Below are 20827 nucleotides of genomic sequence, written 5' to 3' on the forward strand. Positions count from 1 at the left end.
AGGCACAGGCGCTCGATCCCTCTAAAGTGTGATTTGCGCTCCGTGCCGCCTGGGCGGTGCTGTGTGCTCCGATTGCGCCCCGGCCGTGCTGAAGAATGGCGCATTTGCGCCATTTGGCAAGGACTGCTCCGCTCTGGCATGCGGGTTGGCCCAGGACAGATTGCCGCATACCCGCTTTCACAGGGTGGACAGGAAGGCACTGTTACCGGCCTGCCACTCGATGATGTCCTGGCGGATGCGTTTCTTGTCGAGCTTGCCGACACTGGTCTTGGGAATTTCAGTAACAAGGGCGATCTGGCTGGGGATGGCCCACTTGTTGATGCGCCCCTGCTCCACGAAAGGCTTGAGGTGTTCCTTGAGTGCCCTGGCATCGATCACCTGGCCTTCGCGCACCACCACCAGGGCAAACGGGCGCTCGCCCCACTGGGGATCGGCCGCCCCTACCACAGCCACTTCCCGCACAGCCGGATGCGCGCTGATCATGTCTTCCAAATCCAGCGAGGACAGCCACTCACCACCGGTCTTGATCACATCCTTGATGCGATCGCGGATGTCGATAAAACCCATGCTGTCGAGCGTGGCGACGTCACCGGTGTGCAGCCAGCCGTTCTGCCACAGCGCCTGACTCTTTTCCGGCTCCTTGAAATAGCCCTGCGTCAGCCACGGCGCACGCAACACCAGTTCACCCTGGGTTTCACCGTCGGCGGGCAGGAAACGCCCTTCTGCATCGATGATGGCCGTTTCCACCAGCGGCACCGGTACACCGGCCTTGATGCGGTAGCTGATGCGCTCATCTTCGGTGCCGGCCTGCAATTCGTCGTTGAGGTGCGCGGCACTGATCAAAGGGCACGTCTCGGACATGCCGTAGGCCGCTGTCAGCTGAATGCCCCGGGCAAAGGCCGCATCGTAGAGCGAACGGTTCAGCGCACTGCCGCCGATGATGATTTTCCAGCCGGCGAAATCCACACCTGCGCCGTGGGGGCAGTTGAGCAGCATCTGCAGGATGGTCGGTACGCAGTGGGAGAAGGTGACCTGCTCTTCGCGCCATAGCTTGAGCAGCATCTCGGGCTCGTAGCGGCCCGGGTACACCTGCTTGATGCCCAACATGGTCGCAACGTACGGAATACCCCAGGCATGCACGTGGAACATGGGGGTGATGGGCATGTACACGTCATTGCTGCCCAGCAGCCGCACGCTGTCGATGCTGCCCATGACCGAGGCTTCGGCCAGGGTATGCAGGACAAGTTGCCGATGGGTGAAATACACCCCCTTGGGGTTGCCCGTGGTGCCTGTGGTGTAGAAGGTGGTGGCGACCGAATGTTCGTCGAAGTCGGGGAAATCGTACTGCGTGCTCGCCCCAGCCAGCAGCTGCTCATACTCGCCGACCAGGTTGGGCAAGGCCGCATGGGTATCCACCCCGTCGGTCAGCAGCACAGTGCGCTCGACCGTGGTCAACTGGCCGGCAATGGACTGGTACAGCTCGATGAAGTCACTGTTGACCAGCACCAGGCGGTCTTCGGCGTGATTCATGGTGTAGAGAATCTGGTCGGGCGAGAGGCGCACGTTGATGGTGTGCACCACTGCGCCGATCATCGGGATGGCGAACATGCACTCAAGATAGCGGTGGCTGTCCCAGTCCATCACTGCCACGGTGTCGCCGGCCTTCACGCCGGCTTCGCTCAGCACGTTGGCCAACTGCGCGATGCGCTGGCTCAACTGCGCATAGGTCAGTCGCACCTGGTCCCGGTAGACGATCTCACGGGTCTTTTCGTAGCGGCTGGCCGACATCAGCAGGCGCTTGATCAGCAGGGGGTAGGCGTAGGCGTCGTCGGCGGGCTTGAGGAGACGGGTCTGCAGCATAAATATCCCTTTTATTGAGGCGCGGGCTTGAGGCGTGGCGTCACTGTAGTGCGCGACTGCGCCGGTCAAATCAGCCGAAGGAATGATTTGGCCGGTGGAGCCTGCGGCGCCAGGCGTTGACGGGCGGCAAGCAGGGGCTGGACACTGATCCACAGGCGTCAACCACACCTTCATCCCCTTTTGTTGAACCGGAGCCCACCTATGCCCAGCTCGCGCCACGCCGTTTTTCTCGACCACGACTCCCTGGACCTGGGCGACCTGGACCTGACGCCGCTGCATCAATCGTTCGATTCACTGGCGCTGTTCGCCGCCACGACGCCCGAGCAGGTGGCCGAGCGTCTTCAAGGCGCTGTTGCGGTGATCAGCAACAAGGTGGTGCTCGACGCCGCCTGCCTCGAAGCCAACCCACAGATCAAGCTGATCCTGGTGGCTGCTACCGGCACCAACAACGTCGACCTGGCCGCCGCCCGGGCGCAAGGCATCACGGTCTGCAACTGTCAGGGCTACGGCACACCTTCGGTTGCCCAGCACACCCTGGGCCTGCTGCTGGCACTGGCCACGCGCCTGTGTGACTACAACAAGGCGGTGGCCGAGGGACGATGGGCCAAGGCCAGCCAGTTCTGCCTGCTGGACTATCCGATCGTCGAGCTGGAGGGCAAGACCCTCGGCCTGCTCGGCCATGGCGAACTGGGCGGTGCGGTGGCGCGCTTGGCCGAAGCCTTCGGCATGCGCGTGCTGAGCGGGCAGATTCCAGGCCGGCCGAGCCGTGCCGACCGCCTGCCACTGGATGAACTGCTGCCACAGGTCGACGCCCTCACCCTGCATTGCCCCCTGAATGAGCACACTCGGCACATGATCGGCGAGCGCGAACTGGCCCTGCTCAAGCCCGGTGCACTGGTGGTCAATACCGCACGTGGCGGGTTGATCGACGAGCAGGCGCTGGCCGATGCATTGCGCAGTGGTCATTTGGGCGGGGCTGCAACCGACGTGTTGAGCGTCGAGCCTCCGGTAGACGGCAACCCCTTGCTCGAACCTGGTATCGAGCGCCTGATCATTACCCCTCACAGCGCTTGGGGGGCTGTCGAGGCGCGCCAGCGGATCGTGGGCCAACTGGCGGAAAACGCCCAGGCGTATTTTGCCGGGCAGGCACGCCGCGTGGTCGGCTGAGGCACAGTCGCGGCTCTGCTACACTGCGCGATTTTTCGGAGGCGTCGTCCATGGACCCGCGCAGTGAAGTGTTGCTCCGCCAGGCAGAGCTGTTCCAGGGCCCGCTGCTGATTGCCGGGGCACCGGCCGATGGCCTGTTGGCCCAACTGCCCCAGGCCCATGCCTGGACCTGGCATGCAGGTGATCACGCCCTGCTCGAAAGCCGCTTTGTCGGCCGCTGCCACTGCGCGGTGGAGCCCCCGGCGGTGGACGTGCCCACTGCCGTGCTGTTTCTTCCCAAGTCGCGCGAGCTGGCGGCTTACCTGCTCACTACCCTGGCCGCACGCCTGCAAGGCGGCACGTTGTACGTGGTGGGTGAAAAACGCGGAGGGATCGAAAGCGTCGCGCGGCACCTCCAGGCTTTTGGCAAGCCGCGCAAACTCGACAGCGCCCGGCACTGCCAACTGTGGCAGGTCAGCGTTGAACAGGCGCCGCAGGCAGCCGCGCTGCACACATTGGCCAAGCAGTTCGAGCTGTCACTGCCAGACGGCCCCTTGCAGGTGGTGAGCTTGCCTGGAGTCTTCAGCCACGGCCGCCTTGACCGAGGCACGGCGGTGCTGCTGCGCCACCTGGAGGCGCTGCCAGAGGGCCACGTGCTGGACTTTGGCTGCGGCGCTGGCGTGCTGGGTGCGGCAGTGAAACGGCGCTACCCTGGCAGCCACGTGACGATGCTGGATGTGGATGCCTTCGCCGTGGCAGCCAGCCGCCTCACCCTGGCGGCCAACGGCCTGGAGGCCGAGGTCGTGCAAGGTGACGGTATCGATGCGGCCCCTTTGGACCTGGAGGTGATACTGAGCAACCCGCCATTTCACACCGGGGTCCATACCGATTACCAGGCATCGGAGAATCTTCTGCAAAAATCGGCCATTCACCTGCGAAAAGGCGGCCAAATACGCTTGGTAGCCAATACTTTCCTGCGCTACAAACCAATCATCGAATCGGCGTTGGGCAATTGCCAGGTCCTGGAGGAAGCCGACGGGTTCAGGATCTACCAGGCAACACGCTGATAAAAACAGCGCTTGCCGAAACCGTTTCGCCTAGGCAGAATCCGCACCGTCCTAGGGGAGTAGTCTCCCGCGAGCGCCACGCTCGCCCGGTACGCGTCAACATACTTGGTCCACAGACCATGGCGCGTGCGACCCACCATGCAAACGTGCATGGCCAGGCCTGCGCAGACAGGCCCCGGGTTTGACAAGACCTATGACACGCACACCTTACCGGGGCGGGGAGGTCGTACGTGTCATAGCCGTGTCGACCCGCCCCCGTAGGAATCCTGATGCTGGAATCTCTGCTGGTACCCACCGCAATCGTTGCCCTGGCCGAAATCGGCGACAAGACGCAGCTGCTCGCGCTCATCCTCGCTGCCCGCTTTCGCAAGCCCTGGCCCATCATTGCCGGTATCGTCGCCGCCACGCTGGCCAACCATGCCGCAGCAGGTGCCGTGGGCGCCTGGTTCGGCAGTTTCTTCAGCGACGCTGCGCTGCATTGGATCCTGGCCGCCAGCTTCACCGCCACGGCCCTGTGGACGCTGGTGCCGGACAAGATGGACGACGACGAAAACCCTGCGCGCCGCTTCGGACCGTTCCTGACCACGCTGATCGCCTTCTTCCTGGCCGAGATCGGAGACAAGACTCAGGTCGCCACGGTCATGCTGGCCGCGCAGTACCCTCACCTGATCATGGTCATCGTCGGGACCACGCTGGGCATGCTGATCGCCAACGTGCCCGTGGTGCTGGCGGGTAATTTCGCCGCGGACAAACTGCCGCTGACGCTGATTCGCCGCCTGGCGGCCGCCGCGTTCTTCGTGCTCGCGATCGTTGCGGTCTACACGGCCATGAAGGCCAGCGGCTGGGTGGGTTGAGGCACGGGCGGGCAGAGCGGAGCCTTCATGGCACCCGCTTGCCCGCCTGCAGCGGGCCTCAGGGCTTGGCCGCTGCCTGATACAGCGGCATGACTTTGGGGATGGCTGCCTGCAAGGCGGCAATACGGCTGGCCGAGGCCGGGTGCGTACTCATGAACTCCGGTGGCGCCCCTTCCGAAGCCTTGCTCATCTTGTTCCACAGGGTGATGGCCGCGTTCGGGTCGTAGCCTGCACGCGCCGAGAGCTCAAGACCGATCAGGTCTGCTTCGTTCTCGTTGGCCCGGCTGTTGGGCAAGGTCATGGCGTAGTTCACCACGGTGTCGGCCAGCGCCATGCTGTCCTGACCCAGGCCGAAGATGGCGCCTGCACCCTGGCGCGCCATTTCCACGCCGTAGGCCTTGGACATCGCTTCACGGCTGTGCTCGCGCAAGGCGTGGGCGATTTCGTGCCCGACGACGGCCGCGATCTCGGCGTCGTTGAGCTTGAGCTGATCGATCAGGCCGGTGTAGACGATGATCTTGCCGCCTGGCCCGCAGTTGGCATTGAGCTCATCGCTCTTGATCACGTTGACTTCCCATTTCCACTGCGCAGCGTCCGGCCGGAACTGGGGCGCCTGGGCAATCAAACGGTTGGCGATGGCCTGTACGCGCCTGGCATCTGCACTGGATTTGTCGAGCAAGCCCTTGCTGGACGCCTCGCCCAGGGTCTGCTGGTACGACTGGGCGTACATGGTGTTGACCTCGTCGGGCGAGAGCATGCTGAACATGTACTGCTTGCGCTCAACGCCCACCGCACCGCCGCTGGTAGTGTTCACCCCTTGGCAGCCAGCGAGCAGGATGCCAGCGCTCATTAGGCTGATGACAAAAGACTTACGCATGGAAACACTCCTTTTTACATGCGCCGTATCCTAGGATGACTCATGGGTGGGCCGCCATAGCCGCAGGGAAGATTTTGCACACCCTCCCGCTCTGCGCGGCGAGCAACCGAGCATGCACTGGCACTCAGGCCGGGGTGAGGCACTCGGGCGCGTCAAGTTTCGGGTCGTTGACGAAAGGCGCCAGGGCCCGCTCTCGCAAGGGCACCGAGGGGCTTGCCAGCAATTCCTGCAAACGGATCAGCGGCGTCTGCGGGTCCAGCCAGGCAGCCTGCCCTGCTTCGTCCAGAATCAGGGGCCTACGTTGATTCATCGCCGCCTGGGTGACCACGGCGCAGCTGAGCCAGATTTGTTCCTGTACGGCATAAGCCTCCCACACAGCGGCGAAATACAGCGACGCCCCCTCGCCCGGTGTCAGCCAAAAGGGCCGTTTGCGCACACTACCCCGCCACTCATAGAACCCGTTGGCCGGTATCAGGCAGCGTCGTTGGCCAAAGGCTTCGCGGAACATCGGCTGCTCGGCCAGCGTTTCGGCGCGGGCATGGGCGGGGGTGCGGGAAAGGTCGGTGAGCCACGGCGGCGTCAGGCCCCAGCGCGCCTTGGCCACTTGCAACTGTCCGTCCAGCTGGCGCTGGATGAGGACGGTATTGCCGGGCGAAATATTCCACTGGGCGGGCTGCCCGGCGGGAAAGCCAGGCAGGCTGGCCAATGCCTGGGGCCAGCGGAACAGGGCGTAACGTCCACACATGAGGTAATTCTGAACCTAGCAGATCAAGGTACCGGGGAAGCTCTCCGGCTCGTCGCCAATCAATGGCTGGGCGCCATTGTACGCATCGATCAACTGCCGTGCGTACTCGGCCTGTTCATCGGCCACCGACAAGCCCAGCAGCCCGTGCAGGGGCAATTCGCCGGTCGCCCCGACCAGGTCGCGGCCCACCAGGTGCGCCTGCACCCCTTCGCTGGCGAGCATACCGGCCAGCATTTCTGCTTCGAGCAGGCTTTCGGGTTCGTAGATACGCCTCATCACGCATCGTCCTCACGTCTGACATCGAGCATCCATTCGTGGTCATGCACCTGCAGCACGAACACGATCGGCTGACAGCACACCTGACAGTCTTCGGTGTACACCTGGTCGCCGCCGGACAGATCGACGGAGGTTTCCACCCGCTCGCCACAATAAGGGCAATCGTAGAACTCTGTTTCCAGCATCAGGGCCTCCACGACGAGTTATGCGTATAATTGCCGCTCTGTTTACAGGGCCACGTGCGTCCGAGCCGTTTTCGGAGCCTGCCCGTACTTCATTATTACCCTAGCCGTTTCCAACAAGAGAGCATGATGGGCGAATTCGATGCCATCCGACCATACGACGACGCTGAGGTCCCTGGAGTTCTGGCACGCCTGCTCAGCGACCCGGCATTCCTCGATATCCTGACTCATTTCCGCTTCCCGCGTGCGGCCCGTGCCCTTGGCTGGCTGCTTAAACCGCTGATCGCCCGGCGCCTGCGCAAGGAGTTCGCTGGTGTGACCTGTGTATCGACCCTGCAGGACAAGGTCGAGCACTACGTTGATCGCACCATCGACCGCGCCACCGATGGCGTGACCTATTCGGGTGTGGAGCAGCTCAAGGCCGGCACGGCTTATCTGTTCCTGGCCAACCACCGTGACATCGTCATGGACCCGGCATTCGTCAACTACGCGGTGTATCACGCCGGCCTGCCCACTCCGCGCATCGCCATTGGCGACAACCTGCTGCAAAAACCGTTCGTCAGCGACCTCATGCGGCTCAACAAGAGCTTCATCGTGCACCGCTCGATCACCGGCCGCCGCGAGAAGCTGGCCGCGTACCAGCTGCTGTCGGCCTACATCAATCACTCCATCGTCAACGACGCCACTTCCATCTGGATCGCCCAGGCTGAAGGCCGCGCCAAGGATGGCGACGACCGGACCGATTCGGCCATCCTCAAGATGTTCCACATGAGTCGCAAGGACGAGGCGTTCGGCGCGGTCATCCAGAGCCTGAACCTGACGCCGGTATCGATCAGCTACGAATACGACCCCTGCGACCAGGCCAAGGCCCGTGAGTTGTACATCCGCGCCACCACCGGCACCTACCAGAAGGCACCTGGCGAGGACGACCACAGCATCGCCAAGGGCATCACCGGCTACAAAGGTCGCGTGCACATCAACTTTGCACCGCCAGTGACCCAGTATTACGAGGATACCAAGCAGCTGGCAGCGGAAATCGACCGGCAGATCCTCGGCGGTTATCGACTGTTCCCGGTGCATTACCTGGCCTACGCCATGTGGGCCGAGCAGGATGACACGCTGCAGGTGCCAACCGCCGAGAAGGTGTTCCCTGCCGACGAACTGGCCAAGGCCAAGGAAGAATGGCAGCGCCGGCTCGATGCCTGTCCTGAAGAGCAGCGGCCTTACCTGGTGTTGCAGTACGCCACGCCGGTGCGCAATCAGTATCAGGTCAGGCAGCAGGCACCGCTTGCTTGAGCAGTGAGGGACGTTGAACGCGAGCGTCCCGATCAGCATGAGCCCCGATTGTGCTCAGGCCCAGGTGCTAACCCACGACAGCACCAGCGCACTGGCCAGGCAGGCGAAGCCCAGGCCGTAGCGCTGCCTGGGCATCCACCCTGCAAAGCGCGCATACGGCCTTTGCGGCTGCCCCAGCCCTGGCTGTGCATCGGCCGCGCCACGCCTGGCGCTGTGCAACAGCAGCCCGCCTGGACACGTCAGCAGCAAGGCCAGCACATTGATGAGCTTGATGGGATGGGCGGCAATCAGCCCCCAGAGCATGTGCATGGACATCGCGTCACCTCGGCGTAGACCTGGACAAAAGCCAGCATTCTACCCAACCCACCTGACGCTGCCTGCACGGCAGCGACCGCGTGTCATTTAATTTCATCTGTCATCGGTTCGTCATCACAACAGGCCACCCTGTCGTCCTTCCTAGCACCGGAGCTTGTCATGCTGCATGCCGAAAACCAGGACCGCCTCTACCAAGTTGCCCAGAGTGATGAGCAACAGGCGCTCGTCGATGGCCTGGCCATCAATGTGCAAGACCGTCAATGGCTGGTCTACTGCGCCCTGGGCGGGCATGCCCATGAGCACTGGCCCGAGGTGGATGCCCAGACCGGGATCAGCATGCTGGACCTGCGCATAGCGACGGCCTGATGCCGGTACGCAGCAGAAAAAAACCGCTGGCCGTCACCGGGCAGCGGTTTGGATGAGCCATTGAGGGCTATTGCGCCAGCACCTGACCGATACTTGGGTCCTTGAACAACCGGGTCAGCGCGTCGCTCAGCACATCGCTGACCAACTGGGTGTTGGTGTCCTGGTTCGGCGCCATGCCAAAGCGCTGGTCCAGCGAAGCGCCATAGCGACCGGTGTAGCGGCGACCATTGTTGGCGACGTCAGCACGGAAGGTGGCGCCGATGGTGGCCTCGGTCACGTACAGTTTGTCCTTGGGCGATTGGTACTTGAGCTCGGCCAGGGTAACGGTCAACTGGGGCGCGTTGCCTGCGGTGGTGGGCGTGAACCCCAGCAAGCGCACGGCAGCCTCGGCCTGGGCCTGCAGCTTGGGCACCACCTGGTTGCCGCTGACACTGATGGTACTGGTTTCCGGGTACATGCCACCGCGGGTGCCCAGCGACGGTGAAGGCCTGCCGTCTACCACTCGCACCACCACCGGCTGCCCCTGCCCCACCGGGGTGAGTTGCGCCGTGAGCTTAGGCTGCGGATTGAGTTGTTGCGGGCTGTGGGCACAACCGACCAGGCTGAGGCTGGCTACGGTGATCAAACCGAACAACAGTCGTTGCAACATGCGCGATTCTCCAGAAAATGCGGCGATGGCGCACAGTATACCCAGCGGCAAGGGCCTGGCTACAAGCGGCGTGCACCGCTTGCACCCGGTACGTCCGAGGTTGTCACAAACGCTTCACCGGCAACGCTTAATGTGGCTGCACGTTCACCTGCACAGGACATCTGCCATGGTCTCGCTTTTGCACCTGCTGTTGCCTGCTCCTCGCCACACCGCCTACGCCCTGCTCGACGTGAATGGCACGTGCCTGGCCTTCAAGCACTGCTCGCAAGTACCTGAGGGCGATGGCTGGGTGCAGGTGCACGAGGTGCAGCTTGCCTGGCTGGGTCATGCACTGCCGGACGGTGCCCGGGTTTGCAAGCCGGCAAGTCGCCGCTGGCACCAACGCAACCTGGCTGCCTGAAAAACCCTGCAATAAAACCGCGAAATGGCGACATTTCTGACCGCGACCTCGCTATAATCTCCCCCCGATTATAAGGACGTCTCCTGATCGGGCCCCGCATCCGCCGTCTGACCACGGCAAATCTACCCGCCTCGCCCACAGAGAGCCTTCCACTCAGGTCTTGCATCGGCTGTCGTGCCTGCTTCCATGGCCGTCACACTGCATAGAACCTGCGGGTTGCCATCGCGCAGTCCCCTTTTGAGGTTCACGTCTCCAAAAGAGCGTGAAAAAACGGTTTTCACTACTTCACAAGAGTGTGGCGAGCAAATGAACAATCTGGCATGTGCAAAAGCGGCAGGTGTGTCCCCTTCAGCCCTGAACAGGCAGCAAATGGCCCCAACCTGGATGCGTGTCTGAGCGGCTTGCATAGCGTATCCGACGGTCGTTGACCATAAGTCGAATTGCCGCACCTGGGGCAAACAGGGTTCAATAGGCAAACCCAAAGACTGGTTGGCGGTGTCCGCGGACGTTGCATGAACTGCGAAAAGTCGGACATGGCGATCCTGGAGAACCCGGTGATCCTGTGCTGTCAATTAGGTAGCTGTAGATTGTGGAGACGCGTTAAATGGCGCAGAACGAATCGGTTGATGTAGTACTGGTAGGCGCAGGCATCATGAGTGCCACCCTGGCCGTACTGCTCAAGGAGCTCGACCCGACCCTGAAACTCGAAGTGGTCGAGGCGATGGACTCCGGGGCCGCAGAGAGTTCCAACCCCTGGAACAACGCAGGCACCGGCCACGCTGGCTTGTGCGAGCTGAACTACACGCCCCAGGCCGCTGATGGCAGCATCGACATCAAGAAGGCCGTGCACATCAATACCCAGTTCGAGGTGTCTCGCCAGTTCTGGGCCTACCTGAGCAAGAAAGGCAACTTCGGCCCGGCGCGGGCGTTCATCAATCCGGTACCGCACCTGAGCTACGTCGAGGGTGACAAGGGCATCGCCTTCCTGAAGAAGCGCTACGAACTGCTCAAGCAGCATCACGCCTTTGCCGAGATGGAGTACACCGACGACAAGGCCGTGATGAACGAGTGGATGCCGCTGATGATGCCGGGCCGCCCGGCTGACCAGCACATTGCCGCCACCAGGGTGCTCAAGGGAACCGACGTCAACTTCGGGGCCCTGACCAACAAGCTGCTCAAGCTGCTGGGCGACGCGCCCGACGCGCAGGTCAAGTATTGCAAGAAGGTCGTAGGCCTGCGTCGCAACGGCGCCGGCTGGACGGTCAGCATCAAGGACGTCAACAGCGGCAACAGCCGCGAAGTGGACGCCCGCTTCGTGTTCCTCGGCGCCGGTGGCGCTGCGCTGCCGCTGTTGCAGGCCTCCGGCATCCCCGAGAGCAAAGGCTTTGGTGGCTTCCCGGTCAGTGGCCAGTGGCTGCGTTGCGACAATCCGGAAATCGTCAGCCAGCATCAGGCCAAGGTCTATAGCCAGGCCGCCGTAGGCGCGCCGCCCATGTCCGTGCCGCACCTTGATACGCGCGTGGTCGACGGCAAGAAATCCCTGCTGTTCGGGCCGTACGCCGGCTTCACCACCAAGTTCCTCAAGCACGGTTCGCTGCTGGACCTGCCCCTGTCGGTACGCCTGGGCAACCTGGGCCCGATGCTGGCGGTGGCCCGTGACAACATGGACCTGACCAAGTACCTGGTCAGTGAGGTGATGCAGTCGATGGAGCAGCGCCTGGAATCGCTACGTCGCTTCTACCCCGAAGCCAAGGCCGAAGACTGGCGTCTGGAAGTGGCTGGCCAGCGTGTGCAGATCATCAAGAAGGACCCGAAAAAAGGCGGCGTTCTGCAGTTCGGTACCGAGTTGGTGTCTGCCCAGGACGGCAGCCTGGCGGCGCTGCTGGGCGCATCGCCCGGTGCTTCGGTGACGGTCTCGATCATGCTGGAGCTGATCGAGCGCTGCTTCCCGGAGCAGGCCAAAGGTGCCTGGGCAGCCAAGCTCAAGGAGATCTTCCCGGCACGCGAGAAGACCCTGGCCACCGACGCTGCGCTTTACCAGAAGATCAGCGCCGACAACGATGCGGCACTGGACCTGGTGCAAAGCAGCCCGGCAGCCAAGCATTACGCCTGAATCGCCCGGCCAGTGAAAAACGCCCCTCGGGGCGTTTTTTCATGCCCGTGAGCGGGCGTTTTCGATGATTTCGATGTACTCGTCGCCATTGCGCTGATCGGCAATCTGCTCGGCGAACGTCTTGCCATGCTCGTCCTTGCCATCGAGATCGAAGCCTGCTGCGACGAAGAAGCCGACGAAACGCCGGAAGTCATCTACGCGCAAGCCGCGGTACGCCTTTACCAGTTTGTGCAGCGAGGGCGACGTGACCCCATCGGCGGGCTCGAACTGGAGAAACGCCTTGATGTAGTCGTCACTGATTTCGTCACCGATTACCTGCTTCTTGTCTTTACGCATTGCCGACTCCAACTGGACCATCACGATGTTCAAAGGGCGGCAGTGTACCTTCCGCCGCGCGCGAGCCTCAACGCGTACGTACGGTGCCAGTGTGCAGGTCCGCCCAGATGTGCCCGTTGGCATAGGTTAGAAACTGCACATATAGGGTCTCGTTGCGCAGCAGGTCCATGATGACCCGGTAATCGCTGAGCGGATAATTCAAGTTCAGCGTGCGAGTCTTTTCGTCGTAGACCGGCTTTTTCAGGCTCTTGGCCGCTTCGCCGTCGAAGATCAGCAGCACCTGGGTCATGGTGGCCGCCTTGCTCAAGGGCTTGCCTTTGAGGCGCACCTGCAAGGATGAGGTGATCGGAATGGGTTGCTGGTCCGACTGGCGCTGGGCGCCGACTACCACGGTGTAGTCGGTGACTTGAAGCAGTTGCTGAGCGGTGGGCGCTGCCTGGCGCAGGGATTGGTCATCGGGCGGCAGGAATTGGCTGTGCATCGGCGCGGCAGCCAGGGGCAAGCTGACTGCCAGCAGGAACGGGATGAACGCACGCATGTGAGGCTCCTTGGCTTGAAGGAGCACTCTAGCATGCTGCGCCTGGGCGGCAGGCAGGCTGCGCCTCAGAGCCCCTTGACGGCGAAGATGCCGTTGGCGTTGCGCCAGTAGCCCTTGTAGTCCATGCCGTAGCCGAAGATGTAGCGATCGATGCACGGCAAGCCCACGTAGTTGGCCTTGAGGTCCGGGCTGGCCTTACGGTCGTGGTCCTTGTCGATCAGCACGGCCGTGTGCACGGCGCGGGCGCCGGCGTGCTTGCAGAAATCGATGATGGCGCTGAGGGTGTGGCCCTCGTCGAGGATGTCATCGACGATCAGCACATCGCGGTCGATGAACGAGACTTCCGGCTTGGCCTTCCAGAACAGCTCACCGCCGCTGGTCTGGTTGCGGTAACGGGTGGCGTGCAGGTACGAGGCTTCCAGTGGGAACTGCAGGTGGGTCAACAGCTTGCCGGCGAAGATCAGGCCGCCGTTCATCACGCAGAACACCACGGGGTTCTTGTCGTGCAGCTCTTGGCAGATCTGCTCGCCGACCTTGGCGATGGCCGCTTCGACTTCGGCTTCGGTGTACAGGCAGTCTGCTTCACGCATGACTTGACGGATATGCTCGAGATCGGCGGACATGGCGCTCTCCAGGAGGTGCATTTTGGAAAAGCGGGCAAAGGTACGCATCCGCTCGTCACAGATCAAGCGTTTATGGACTAACGTGCAAAATGATCAGACGACAGCACAGGCTGAATAGATTAATCTAGCGCGGTTTTTTTGCCCGCCTTTCGGAGCCCCCCTATGCCCACTCGTGAGATCCGCCATCCGCTGATCCGCCACAAGCTCGGCCTGATGCGCCGTGCTGATATCAGCACCAAGAATTTTCGCGAACTCGCCCAGGAAGTCGGCGCCCTGTTGACGTATGAGGCCACCCAGGACCTGCCGCTGGAAACCTATGAAATCGACGGCTGGTGCGGCAAGGTCGCCGTGGAAAAGATCGCCGGCAAGAAGATCACCGTCGTGCCGATCCTGCGCGCAGGCATCGGCATGCTCGACGGCGTGCTCAGCCTGGTGCCGGGCGCCAAGGTCAGCGCGGTGGGCGTGGCCCGCAACGAAGAGACGCTTGAGGCCCACACCTACCTGGAAAAGCTCGCGCCGGACATCAATCAACGCCTGGCCCTGATCATCGACCCGATGCTGGCCACCGGCGCCTCGATGGTCGCCACCATCGACCTGCTGAAAAAGGCCGGTTGCCGGGAAATCCGCGCCATGGTCCTGGTAGCTGCCCCAGAGGGCATCGACGTGGTGCACAAGGCCCACCCGGATGTACAGATCTACACGGCCTCGATCGACCAGCGCCTGAACGAACATGGCTACATCGTTCCAGGCCTGGGTGATGCCGGCGACAAGATCTTCGGCACCAAGCAAAAGGACGCCTGACCATGCAGGAAGGCTACAACGACCCGCTCTGGCGTCAGGTCGTTTCAGGCGCGCAGATGCTCTTCGTGGCATTTGGCGCGCTGGTGCTGATGCCCTTGATTACCGGCCTGGACCCTAACGTCGCGCTGTTCACGGCCGGCCTTGGCACCTTGCTGTTTCAATTGGTCACCGGGCGTCAGGTGCCGGTTTTCCTGGCATCGAGCTTCGCCTTCATCACCCCGATCATTCTCGCCAAGGGTCAGTTCGGCCTGGCAGAAACCATGGGCGGTGTCATGGCCGCCGGCTTCGTCTACACCTTCATGGGCCTGATGGTGAAGATCAAGGGCACAGGCTTCATCGACCGCATGCTGCCCCCGGTGGTGATCGGCCCGGTGATCATCTCCATCGGCTTGGCCATGGCACCGATCGCGGCCAACATGGCGATGGGCAAGGCTGGCGATGGGAGCGTGCTGCTGCCCTACAGCACCGCCATGCTCATTTCCATGCCGGCCCTGCTGACGACGCTGATCGTGGCCGTGTTCGGCAAAGGCATATTCCGCCTGGTGCCGATCATCGCCGGCGTGCTGGTGGGTTTTGCCCTGTCGTTCGCTTTCGGGGTGGTCGACACGGCAAAAATTGCAGCCGCCCCTTGGCTGGAATTGCCCAACTTCACCGCCCCTGCCTTCAACTGGCAGGCCATCCTGTTCATCGTGCCCGTGGCCTTGGCGCCGGCGATCGAGCATATCGGCGGGGTCATCGCGGTAGGCAGCGTGACGGGACGGGACTACCTGAAAACGCCTGGCCTGCACCGCACGCTGCTGGGTGACGGCATCGCCACCACGGCAGCCGGCCTGTTCGGTGGGCCGCCCAACACCACCTACGCCGAGGTGACCGGCGCGGTGATGCTGACCAAGAACTACAACCCGAAGATCATGACCTGGGCTGCGGTGTTCGCCATCACCCTGGCCTTCATCGGCAAGTTCGGCGCCCTGCTGCAGAGCATTCCGGTGCCAGTGATGGGCGGCATCCTCTGCCTGCTGTTCGGCTCGATCGCAGCCGTGGGGCTCAACACCATGATCCGCCACAAGGTCGACCTCGCCGAAGCGCGGAACCTGGTGATCGTGTCGGTGACCCTGGTATTCGGTATCGGCGGGGTGCTGGTCGGCAGCGGCGACGGCCCTGACGATTGGGGCCTCAAAGGCATCGCGCTGTGTGCCATCGTGGCGATCGCGCTCAACCTGATCCTGCCAGGCAACGATGCCTGGAAACACAAGCAACAGGATGATCAGTTGCCTTGACGCCTGAGCCGCCTGGCCTGACCCAGTCCTCGACGGGGTCAGGCCAGGCAGACCATTACGCGTTTTCGCAGAGCTTGGCCAACACCTTCACCCATTCGGGGTGTTCGTTCATGCAAGGCACCAGCACCAGCTCCTGGCCACCGGCCTCGACGAATTGCTCGCTGCCGCGCATGCCGATTTCCTCGAGCGTCTCGATGCAGTCGGCCACGAAGGCCGGACACATCACCAGCAACTTCTTCACCCCGGCCTGGGCAAGCTCGTCCAGCCGCGTCTCCGTATAGGGTTCGATCCACTTGTCCCGCCCCAGCCGCGACTGGAACGACACCGACCATTTGCCCGCCGGTATGCCCAGCCTCGTCGCGAACGCCCTGGCCGTGGCCAGGCACTGCCCGCGGTAACACACGGCACGCACCTCGGCGCTGGCGCCTTCGCAGCATTCGGGTGCCCGCAGGTCATGCTTCGTACCGCTGGGGAAGAGCTTCTTCAAATGGCGTTCGGGCAAGCCATGGAAGCTGAGCAGCAGGTGATCATAGTCCTGCTCCAGGTAGGGCCGGGCACTGGCGACCAATGCGTCGATATAATCCGGATCATCGTAGAACGGTTGCAGCACGCGCATCTGCAGCGGCAGTTGCTGCTCGGTGATGGTCTGCCGGGCGAGTTCGACGACGGTGGTCACCGTGCTGTCGGCAAATTGCGGGTACAGGGGGGCCAAGGTGACCTTGCGTATGCCCTGTGCCGCGAGCCGCTCCAGTACCTGGGGCAAGGCTGGCTGGCCGTAGCGCATGGCAATTTCAACCGGCCCATGGGGCCAGTGGTCGACCATGGCCGCTTGCAGGCGACGGGTAAGCACCACCAGCGGCGAGCCCTCGTCCCACCAGATCGAGGCATAGGCGTGGGCGGACTGCTCAGGGCGCTTGATCAGGATCAACGACACCAGCAGGCGCCGGATGGGCCATGGCAAGTCGACCACATAGGGGTCCATGAGAAACTGATTGAGGTAGCGGCGAACATCGGCTACCGACGTGGAGGCCGGTGAACCCAGGTTGACCAGCAGCAAAGCGTGATCGGTCATGCAGCATCCTATGTCAGAGGCGGCTGGACAAATCGCCCAGCGCCGATTGCAGATCGTTGAAGCGGAATGTGAACCCGGCCGCCAGCAACCGCGCGGGGTAGGCACGCTGGCCACCGAGCAGCAGGTTCGACATCTCGCCCAGGCCGGTTTTTAGCAGCAACCCAGGCAGGGGTATCACGGCAGGCCGGTGCAGCGCCTTGCCCAGCTGCTTGGCAAATTCACGATTACGCACAGGTTCAGGCGCACAGGCATTGTAAGGGCCGCTGGCGTCGGTGCGCTGCAAGAGAAAATCAATCAGGGCGACCTGGTCGTCTATATGGATCCAAGGCATCCACTGCCGACCGTTGCCTATCGGCCCTCCTAGTCCCAACTTGAAGGGCAAACGGAGCCGGGACAGTAAGCCGCCGCCGCTGGCCAGCACCAACCCTGTACGTACCAGCACCACCCGAATGCCCTGCGCTTGCGCACGACACGCCGTTTCTTCCCAGGCAATGCACAGCTGGCTGGCGAAATCTTCGACCACTGGAGGCAGGTCTTCGGTCAACTCGCGTTCGCCGCCGTCACCATACCATCCCACGGCCGAACCTGAGATCAGCACCCCAGGACGCTGCTCACGCCTGCCCAGCCATGCCAGCAATTGCTCCGTAAGGGCGATGCGGCTTGACCAGAGCAGGTTGCGCCGAGACGCCGTCCAGGGTCGGTCGGCAATAGGCGCACCGGCCAGGTTGACCACCACATCGAGGTGGTCGACCGCCTCCAGCTCATCAAGCTCGGCAATGCCCCTGACGCCTTCGCCGCAAAGCATCGCCACTGCCTCTGGACGTCGACTCCACACGGTGAGCCGATGCCCTTGAGCAAGCCAGTGACGGCACAAGTGCCGGCCAATCAACCCGGTGCCGCCTGTCAGCAGGATGTGCATGGCAGTGTCCTCATGGAATAAGGCAGTGGTCTATTTTTAACATCAAGGCACTTTCTAGCGCCCATGCTCTCCCATAAACATAGGCCAACCAATCATTACTTGCGGAATATACTTATACACATTCGAATGATTGTACAGGTTTGCCTGACAGCGTAGTCTGCGCATAGCAAGGTTTGAAGAGGCCATCATGACCATACCTATTGCCATCATCGGGGCAGGCATTGCCGGCTTGTCTGCCGCCCAGGCACTGCAACGCGCCGGGCAGACCGTGCACCTTTTCGACAAGGGCCACGGCAGCGGCGGACGCATGGCCAGCAAACGCAGCGATGCCGGTGCCCTGGACCTGGGGGCGCAGTACTTCACCGCCCGCGACCGCCGTTTTGTCGAGGAACTGCAGCACTGGGTAGCCGCCGGCTGGGCGGCGCAGTGGAAACCGCAGCTGTACAACTACCGTGATGGGGCACTCACCCCCTCCCCCGACGAACAGACGCGCTGGGTGGGCGTACCCCGCATGAGCGCCATCACCCGCGGCCTGCTCAAGGACATGACCGTACACTTTGCCTGCCGTATCACCGAAGTTTTTCGCGGCAAGGACTACTGGCACCTGCAGGACACCGACGGCTGCAGCCATGGCCCGTTCAGCCGGGTGGTGGTTGCTGTGCCAGCGCCACAGGCAACGCCGCTGCTGGCGGCCACGCCAAAGCTCGCAGCCGTGGCCGCCGGGGTGCAGATGGAGCCGACGTGGGCGGTGGCGCTAGGCTTTCAGGCCCCTCTGGATACGCCCATGCAAGGCTGCTTCGTCCAGGAAAGCCCGCTTGACTGGCTGGCCCGCAACCGCAGCAAGCCAGGGCGCGACGAGACCTTGGACACGTGGGTGTTGCACGCCACTTCCAGTTGGAGCCGACAACACATCGACTTGTCCAAGGAGGAAGTCGTCGAGCACCTGCGCGGCGAGTTCGCCGAACTGGTCGGTTGCGTCGTGCCTGAGCCCACGTTCGCCCTGGCCCACCGCTGGTTGTATGCACGCCCTGGCAGTCATCACGAATTTGGCGCCTTGGCCGATGCCGACCAAGGGCTATATGCCTGCGGGGACTGGTGCCTGTCCGGGCGGGTGGAAGGTGCATGGTTAAGTGGCCAGGAGGCCGCGCGCCGTTTACTTGAACACTTGGACTGATCGGCTATCTACACACTAAGGGTTCGCATCGGGCCCGCTATGTGCTGGAATATTCCTGTACATAATTTATGATTTGTACAGGTTTATGGAGGCAGCTATGCACGACCCCGCAGTTCACAACAAGCCGCGCATCGCTATCAGTGCCTGCCTGACCGGGCACAACGTGCGTTACAACGGCGGCCACAAGTCTTCGGACCTGTGCCGTACCCAGCTGGAAGAACATTTCGAATGGACGACGGTGTGCCCAGAAATGGCCATTGGTCTGGGGGTACCCCGTGATCCCATCCGTCTGGTGGGCGACCCTGAACATCCTGAAGTCGTAGGCACGCGCAATCCTGGGCTGGACTATACGAGCCCCTTGCGTGATTACGGCAAGCAAATGGCCGCCGAACTCGATGATATTTGCGGCTACATCTTCATGCAGAAGTCGCCCTCGTGCGGTCTTGAGCGTGTGAAGGTCTACCAGGACAACGGTCACCCAGCCATCAACGGCGGTCGTGGCGCCTATGCGCAGGCTTTTTGCGAGCTAAGGCCAGACCTGCCGGTCGAAGAGGAAGGCCGCCTGCACGACCCTGTGCTGCGCGAAAACTTCATCAGCCGCGTGTACGCGTACGCCGATTGGCAGCATTTGCTTGAGCAAGGCTTGAGTCGCCACGCACTGCTGGCTTTCCACTCCCGTTACAAGTACCTGCTGATGGCCAACAATCCGCAGGCTTATCGCACCTTGGGGCGCATGCTCGGCACCATGAGCAAGGACGACGACCCGGCCGTTGTCGCCCCTCGCTATTTCTCGGAGCTGATGCAGGCCTTGCGCCGCCGCGCCAGCCGTGGCACACACAGTAATGTGCTGCAGCACCTGAGCGGCTATTTCAAAAATGCCCTGACCCCTGCCGATAAAGCCGAGCTGCAAACGTTGATCGGGCAGTATCAGCAAGGGGTCGTGCCTTTGATCGTGCCGCTGACCCTGCTCAAGCATCATCTGCGCAACCACCCCGACCCCTACCTGCTGCAACAAGCCTACTTGCAGCCTCATCCTGAACGCCTGGGGCTACGTAATGCGGTCTGAGATTCTTTTACCAATTGGTGAGTTGGCCCGGCGCACGGGCGTCAACCCGGTCACCCTGCGCGCGTGGGAACGGCGCTACGGTTTGCTCAAGCCACAGCGCACGCCCAAGGGGCATCGACTGTACCCGGTCGGACAGGTCGAGAGGGTGGAAGCGATCCTGGCCTGGTTGCAGCGAGGCGCATCGGTTAGCCAGGTGGGGGATTTGCTGGACAAACCGCTCAGCACACCACCAACCGGGGATTGGCAAACCCGTCAGTTCCAGATGCTCGAGGCCATTGCCAACCTGTCGCAACGGGCGCTCGATCATCAGCTGAACCAGGCCATGGCGCTCTACCCCGCCGTCACGTTGTGCGAGCAGTTGCTGCTGCCTTTGCTGGACTTGCTGGAACTGCGCTGGCGCAACTATTTCAACGCACGGCTTGAGCAGGTGTTCTTCCACACTTGGTTGCGCAGCAAACTGGGCGCGCGGGTGTATCACGACAATCAGTTGCTACAGGGCCCACCGGTTCTGCTTGCCGAAGACAGTGACCGAGGCTTCGACCCCGGCCTGTGGCTGTGCGCGTGGCTGTTCACCAGCAATGGCTTTGCGGTGGAAATCCTCGAGCAGGCCGTGGCCGGTGCGCAGTTGCAGAGTGCAGCTGCGGCCTTGAAGCCACGCGCAGTGCTCTTGAACCTCGGCTCGCGCATCGATACCCGCGCGTTGCAGCGCACGCTTCAGAACCTGCAATTGCCCACCCTTGCCGGGGGTGCCTTGCTCGCGCTGCACCAGACCCAACTAGGCTCGCTCGACCTGCCTCACCTGCACACCTTCGATACCCCTCAAGCGGCCTTGCGACTACTGCAAGGCCTGTGACTGCTAGCCTGGAGAGATTCCG

At 62.5% G+C, this 20827-nt stretch carries 24 protein-coding genes and 1 riboswitch; of the genes, 12 read left to right on the forward strand and 12 right to left on the reverse strand.

Annotated elements, in window-relative coordinates:
• Positions 1-177 precede the first annotated feature (177 nt).
• Positions 178-1860, reverse strand: coding sequence for a fatty acid--CoA ligase (locus FS767_RS19590; protein ID WP_144967564.1), 1683 nt, complete (start codon positions 1858-1860; stop codon positions 178-180).
• A 201-nt stretch (positions 1861-2061) separates the two neighbouring features.
• Here FS767_RS19590 and FS767_RS19595 point away from each other — a divergent pair, with 201 nt between their 5' ends.
• The 3 genes from FS767_RS19595 (at position 2062) to FS767_RS19605 (ending at position 4927) form a co-directional block, all read left to right on the forward strand.
• Positions 2062-3027 (forward strand): 2-hydroxyacid dehydrogenase, encoded by a 966-nt coding sequence (locus FS767_RS19595; protein WP_144967566.1) that lies wholly within the window; start codon positions 2062-2064, stop codon positions 3025-3027.
• A 50-nt stretch (positions 3028-3077) separates the two neighbouring features.
• Entirely contained in the window at positions 3078-4073 is a 996-nt protein-coding gene (locus tag FS767_RS19600; RefSeq protein ID WP_144967568.1) for a class I SAM-dependent methyltransferase, read from the forward strand.
• 42 nt (positions 4074-4115) lie between these two features.
• Positions 4116-4255, forward strand: a riboswitch (yybP-ykoY riboswitch).
• Positions 4256-4342: 87 nt separating this feature from the next.
• Positions 4343-4927 carry a TMEM165/GDT1 family protein gene (locus FS767_RS19605; protein ID WP_023534668.1) on the forward strand — a complete coding sequence of 195 codons (585 nt, stop codon included), beginning with the start codon at positions 4343-4345 and terminating at the stop codon, positions 4925-4927.
• A gap of 58 nt (positions 4928-4985) precedes the next feature.
• Here FS767_RS19605 and FS767_RS19610 read toward each other — a convergent pair whose 3' ends face one another.
• The 4 genes from FS767_RS19610 to FS767_RS19625 all read right to left on the reverse strand — a co-directional run bounded on the left by FS767_RS19610 (position 4986) and on the right by FS767_RS19625 (position 7010).
• A complete protein-coding gene (locus FS767_RS19610; protein ID WP_058605868.1) occupies positions 4986-5804 on the reverse strand; it encodes a M48 family metallopeptidase in 819 nt (272 codons plus the stop codon).
• A 124-nt stretch (positions 5805-5928) separates the two neighbouring features.
• Positions 5929-6549, reverse strand: a complete 621-nt coding sequence (locus FS767_RS19615) for an SOS response-associated peptidase (protein ID WP_144967570.1) — start codon at positions 6547-6549, stop codon at positions 5929-5931.
• A gap of 15 nt (positions 6550-6564) precedes the next feature.
• Positions 6565-6825, reverse strand: coding sequence for a putative signal transducing protein (locus FS767_RS19620; RefSeq protein ID WP_058605736.1), 261 nt, complete (start codon positions 6823-6825; stop codon positions 6565-6567).
• Positions 6825-7010: a CPXCG motif-containing cysteine-rich protein gene (locus FS767_RS19625; RefSeq protein ID WP_144967572.1), complete on the reverse strand. Its 186-nt coding sequence runs from the start codon at positions 7008-7010 to the stop codon at positions 6825-6827. The genes FS767_RS19620 and FS767_RS19625 overlap by 1 nt, the downstream gene beginning before the upstream one ends.
• 126 nt (positions 7011-7136) lie before the next feature.
• On the opposite strand from FS767_RS19625, the gene FS767_RS19630 reads away from it, so the two are divergent.
• Positions 7137-8303 (forward strand): 1-acyl-sn-glycerol-3-phosphate acyltransferase, encoded by a 1167-nt coding sequence (locus FS767_RS19630; protein WP_144967574.1) that lies wholly within the window; start codon positions 7137-7139, stop codon positions 8301-8303.
• 54 nt (positions 8304-8357) lie between these two features.
• On the opposite strand, the gene FS767_RS19635 is transcribed toward FS767_RS19630, so the two are convergent.
• Positions 8358-8618: a hypothetical protein gene (locus FS767_RS19635; protein ID WP_144967576.1), complete on the reverse strand. Its 261-nt coding sequence runs from the start codon at positions 8616-8618 to the stop codon at positions 8358-8360.
• 159 nt (positions 8619-8777) lie between these two features.
• Between FS767_RS19635 and FS767_RS19640 the strand changes: the two genes are divergently transcribed.
• Positions 8778-8984, forward strand: a complete 207-nt coding sequence (locus FS767_RS19640) for a hypothetical protein (RefSeq protein ID WP_144967578.1) — start codon at positions 8778-8780, stop codon at positions 8982-8984.
• Positions 8985-9051: 67 nt separating this feature from the next.
• Here the strand turns inward: FS767_RS19640 and FS767_RS19645 are convergent, their stop codons facing one another.
• The gene (locus tag FS767_RS19645) at positions 9052-9633 is read right to left on the reverse strand and encodes a YajG family lipoprotein (RefSeq protein ID WP_023534676.1); all 582 of its coding nucleotides are present in this window, start codon (positions 9631-9633) and stop codon (positions 9052-9054) included.
• Between the two features lie 166 nt (positions 9634-9799).
• Here FS767_RS19645 and FS767_RS19650 point away from each other — a divergent pair, with 166 nt between their 5' ends.
• Together FS767_RS19650 and mqo are read left to right on the forward strand one after the other, a co-directional pair.
• Complete coding sequence (locus tag FS767_RS19650; protein ID WP_144967580.1) at positions 9800-10033, forward strand: hypothetical protein; 234 nt, start codon at positions 9800-9802, stop codon at positions 10031-10033.
• Positions 10034-10637: 604 nt separating this feature from the next.
• A complete protein-coding gene (mqo, locus tag FS767_RS19655; protein WP_058605730.1) occupies positions 10638-12146 on the forward strand; it encodes a malate dehydrogenase (quinone) in 1509 nt (502 codons plus the stop codon).
• 39 nt (positions 12147-12185) lie between these two features.
• On the opposite strand, the gene FS767_RS19660 is transcribed toward mqo, so the two are convergent.
• The 3 genes from FS767_RS19660 to FS767_RS19670 all read right to left on the reverse strand — a co-directional run bounded on the left by FS767_RS19660 (position 12186) and on the right by FS767_RS19670 (position 13643).
• Positions 12186-12482: a PA4642 family protein gene (locus tag FS767_RS19660; RefSeq protein ID WP_144967582.1), complete on the reverse strand. Its 297-nt coding sequence runs from the start codon at positions 12480-12482 to the stop codon at positions 12186-12188.
• A 67-nt stretch (positions 12483-12549) separates the two neighbouring features.
• Positions 12550-13020 (reverse strand): hypothetical protein, encoded by a 471-nt coding sequence (locus FS767_RS19665; RefSeq protein ID WP_144967584.1) that lies wholly within the window; start codon positions 13018-13020, stop codon positions 12550-12552.
• A 65-nt stretch (positions 13021-13085) separates the two neighbouring features.
• A complete protein-coding gene (locus tag FS767_RS19670) occupies positions 13086-13643 on the reverse strand; it encodes a hypoxanthine-guanine phosphoribosyltransferase (RefSeq protein ID WP_027916613.1) in 558 nt (185 codons plus the stop codon).
• A 162-nt stretch (positions 13644-13805) separates the two neighbouring features.
• Here FS767_RS19670 and upp point away from each other — a divergent pair, with 162 nt between their 5' ends.
• The gene (upp, locus tag FS767_RS19675; protein ID WP_027916614.1) at positions 13806-14444 is read left to right on the forward strand and encodes a uracil phosphoribosyltransferase; all 639 of its coding nucleotides are present in this window, start codon (positions 13806-13808) and stop codon (positions 14442-14444) included.
• A gap of 2 nt (positions 14445-14446) precedes the next feature.
• Positions 14447-15721, forward strand: a complete 1275-nt coding sequence (locus FS767_RS19680; RefSeq protein WP_144967586.1) for a uracil-xanthine permease family protein — start codon at positions 14447-14449, stop codon at positions 15719-15721.
• 55 nt (positions 15722-15776) lie between these two features.
• On the opposite strand, the gene hemH is transcribed toward FS767_RS19680, so the two are convergent.
• Together hemH and FS767_RS19690 are read right to left on the reverse strand one after the other, a co-directional pair.
• Positions 15777-16793, reverse strand: coding sequence for a ferrochelatase (gene hemH, locus FS767_RS19685; protein WP_144967588.1), 1017 nt, complete (start codon positions 16791-16793; stop codon positions 15777-15779).
• Between the two features lie 13 nt (positions 16794-16806).
• Positions 16807-17712 carry a TIGR01777 family oxidoreductase gene (locus tag FS767_RS19690; protein WP_144967590.1) on the reverse strand — a complete coding sequence of 302 codons (906 nt, stop codon included), beginning with the start codon at positions 17710-17712 and terminating at the stop codon, positions 16807-16809.
• 187 nt (positions 17713-17899) lie between these two features.
• On the opposite strand from FS767_RS19690, the gene FS767_RS19695 reads away from it, so the two are divergent.
• The 3 genes from FS767_RS19695 to FS767_RS19705 all read left to right on the forward strand — a co-directional run bounded on the left by FS767_RS19695 (position 17900) and on the right by FS767_RS19705 (position 20805).
• Entirely contained in the window at positions 17900-18886 is a 987-nt protein-coding gene (locus FS767_RS19695; protein ID WP_144967592.1) for an NAD(P)/FAD-dependent oxidoreductase, read from the forward strand.
• A gap of 97 nt (positions 18887-18983) precedes the next feature.
• The gene (locus tag FS767_RS19700) at positions 18984-19952 is read left to right on the forward strand and encodes a DUF523 and DUF1722 domain-containing protein (RefSeq protein ID WP_144967594.1); all 969 of its coding nucleotides are present in this window, start codon (positions 18984-18986) and stop codon (positions 19950-19952) included.
• Complete coding sequence (locus tag FS767_RS19705) at positions 19942-20805, forward strand: MerR family transcriptional regulator (RefSeq protein ID WP_144967596.1); 864 nt, start codon at positions 19942-19944, stop codon at positions 20803-20805. Before FS767_RS19700 ends, FS767_RS19705 begins: the two co-directional genes overlap by 11 nt.
• Positions 20806-20827 lie beyond the last annotated feature (22 nt).

The organism is Pseudomonas sp. DE0010 (assembly GCF_007680745.1).
Classification (GTDB): Bacteria; Pseudomonadota; Gammaproteobacteria; order Pseudomonadales; family Pseudomonadaceae; genus Aquipseudomonas; species Aquipseudomonas parafulva_B.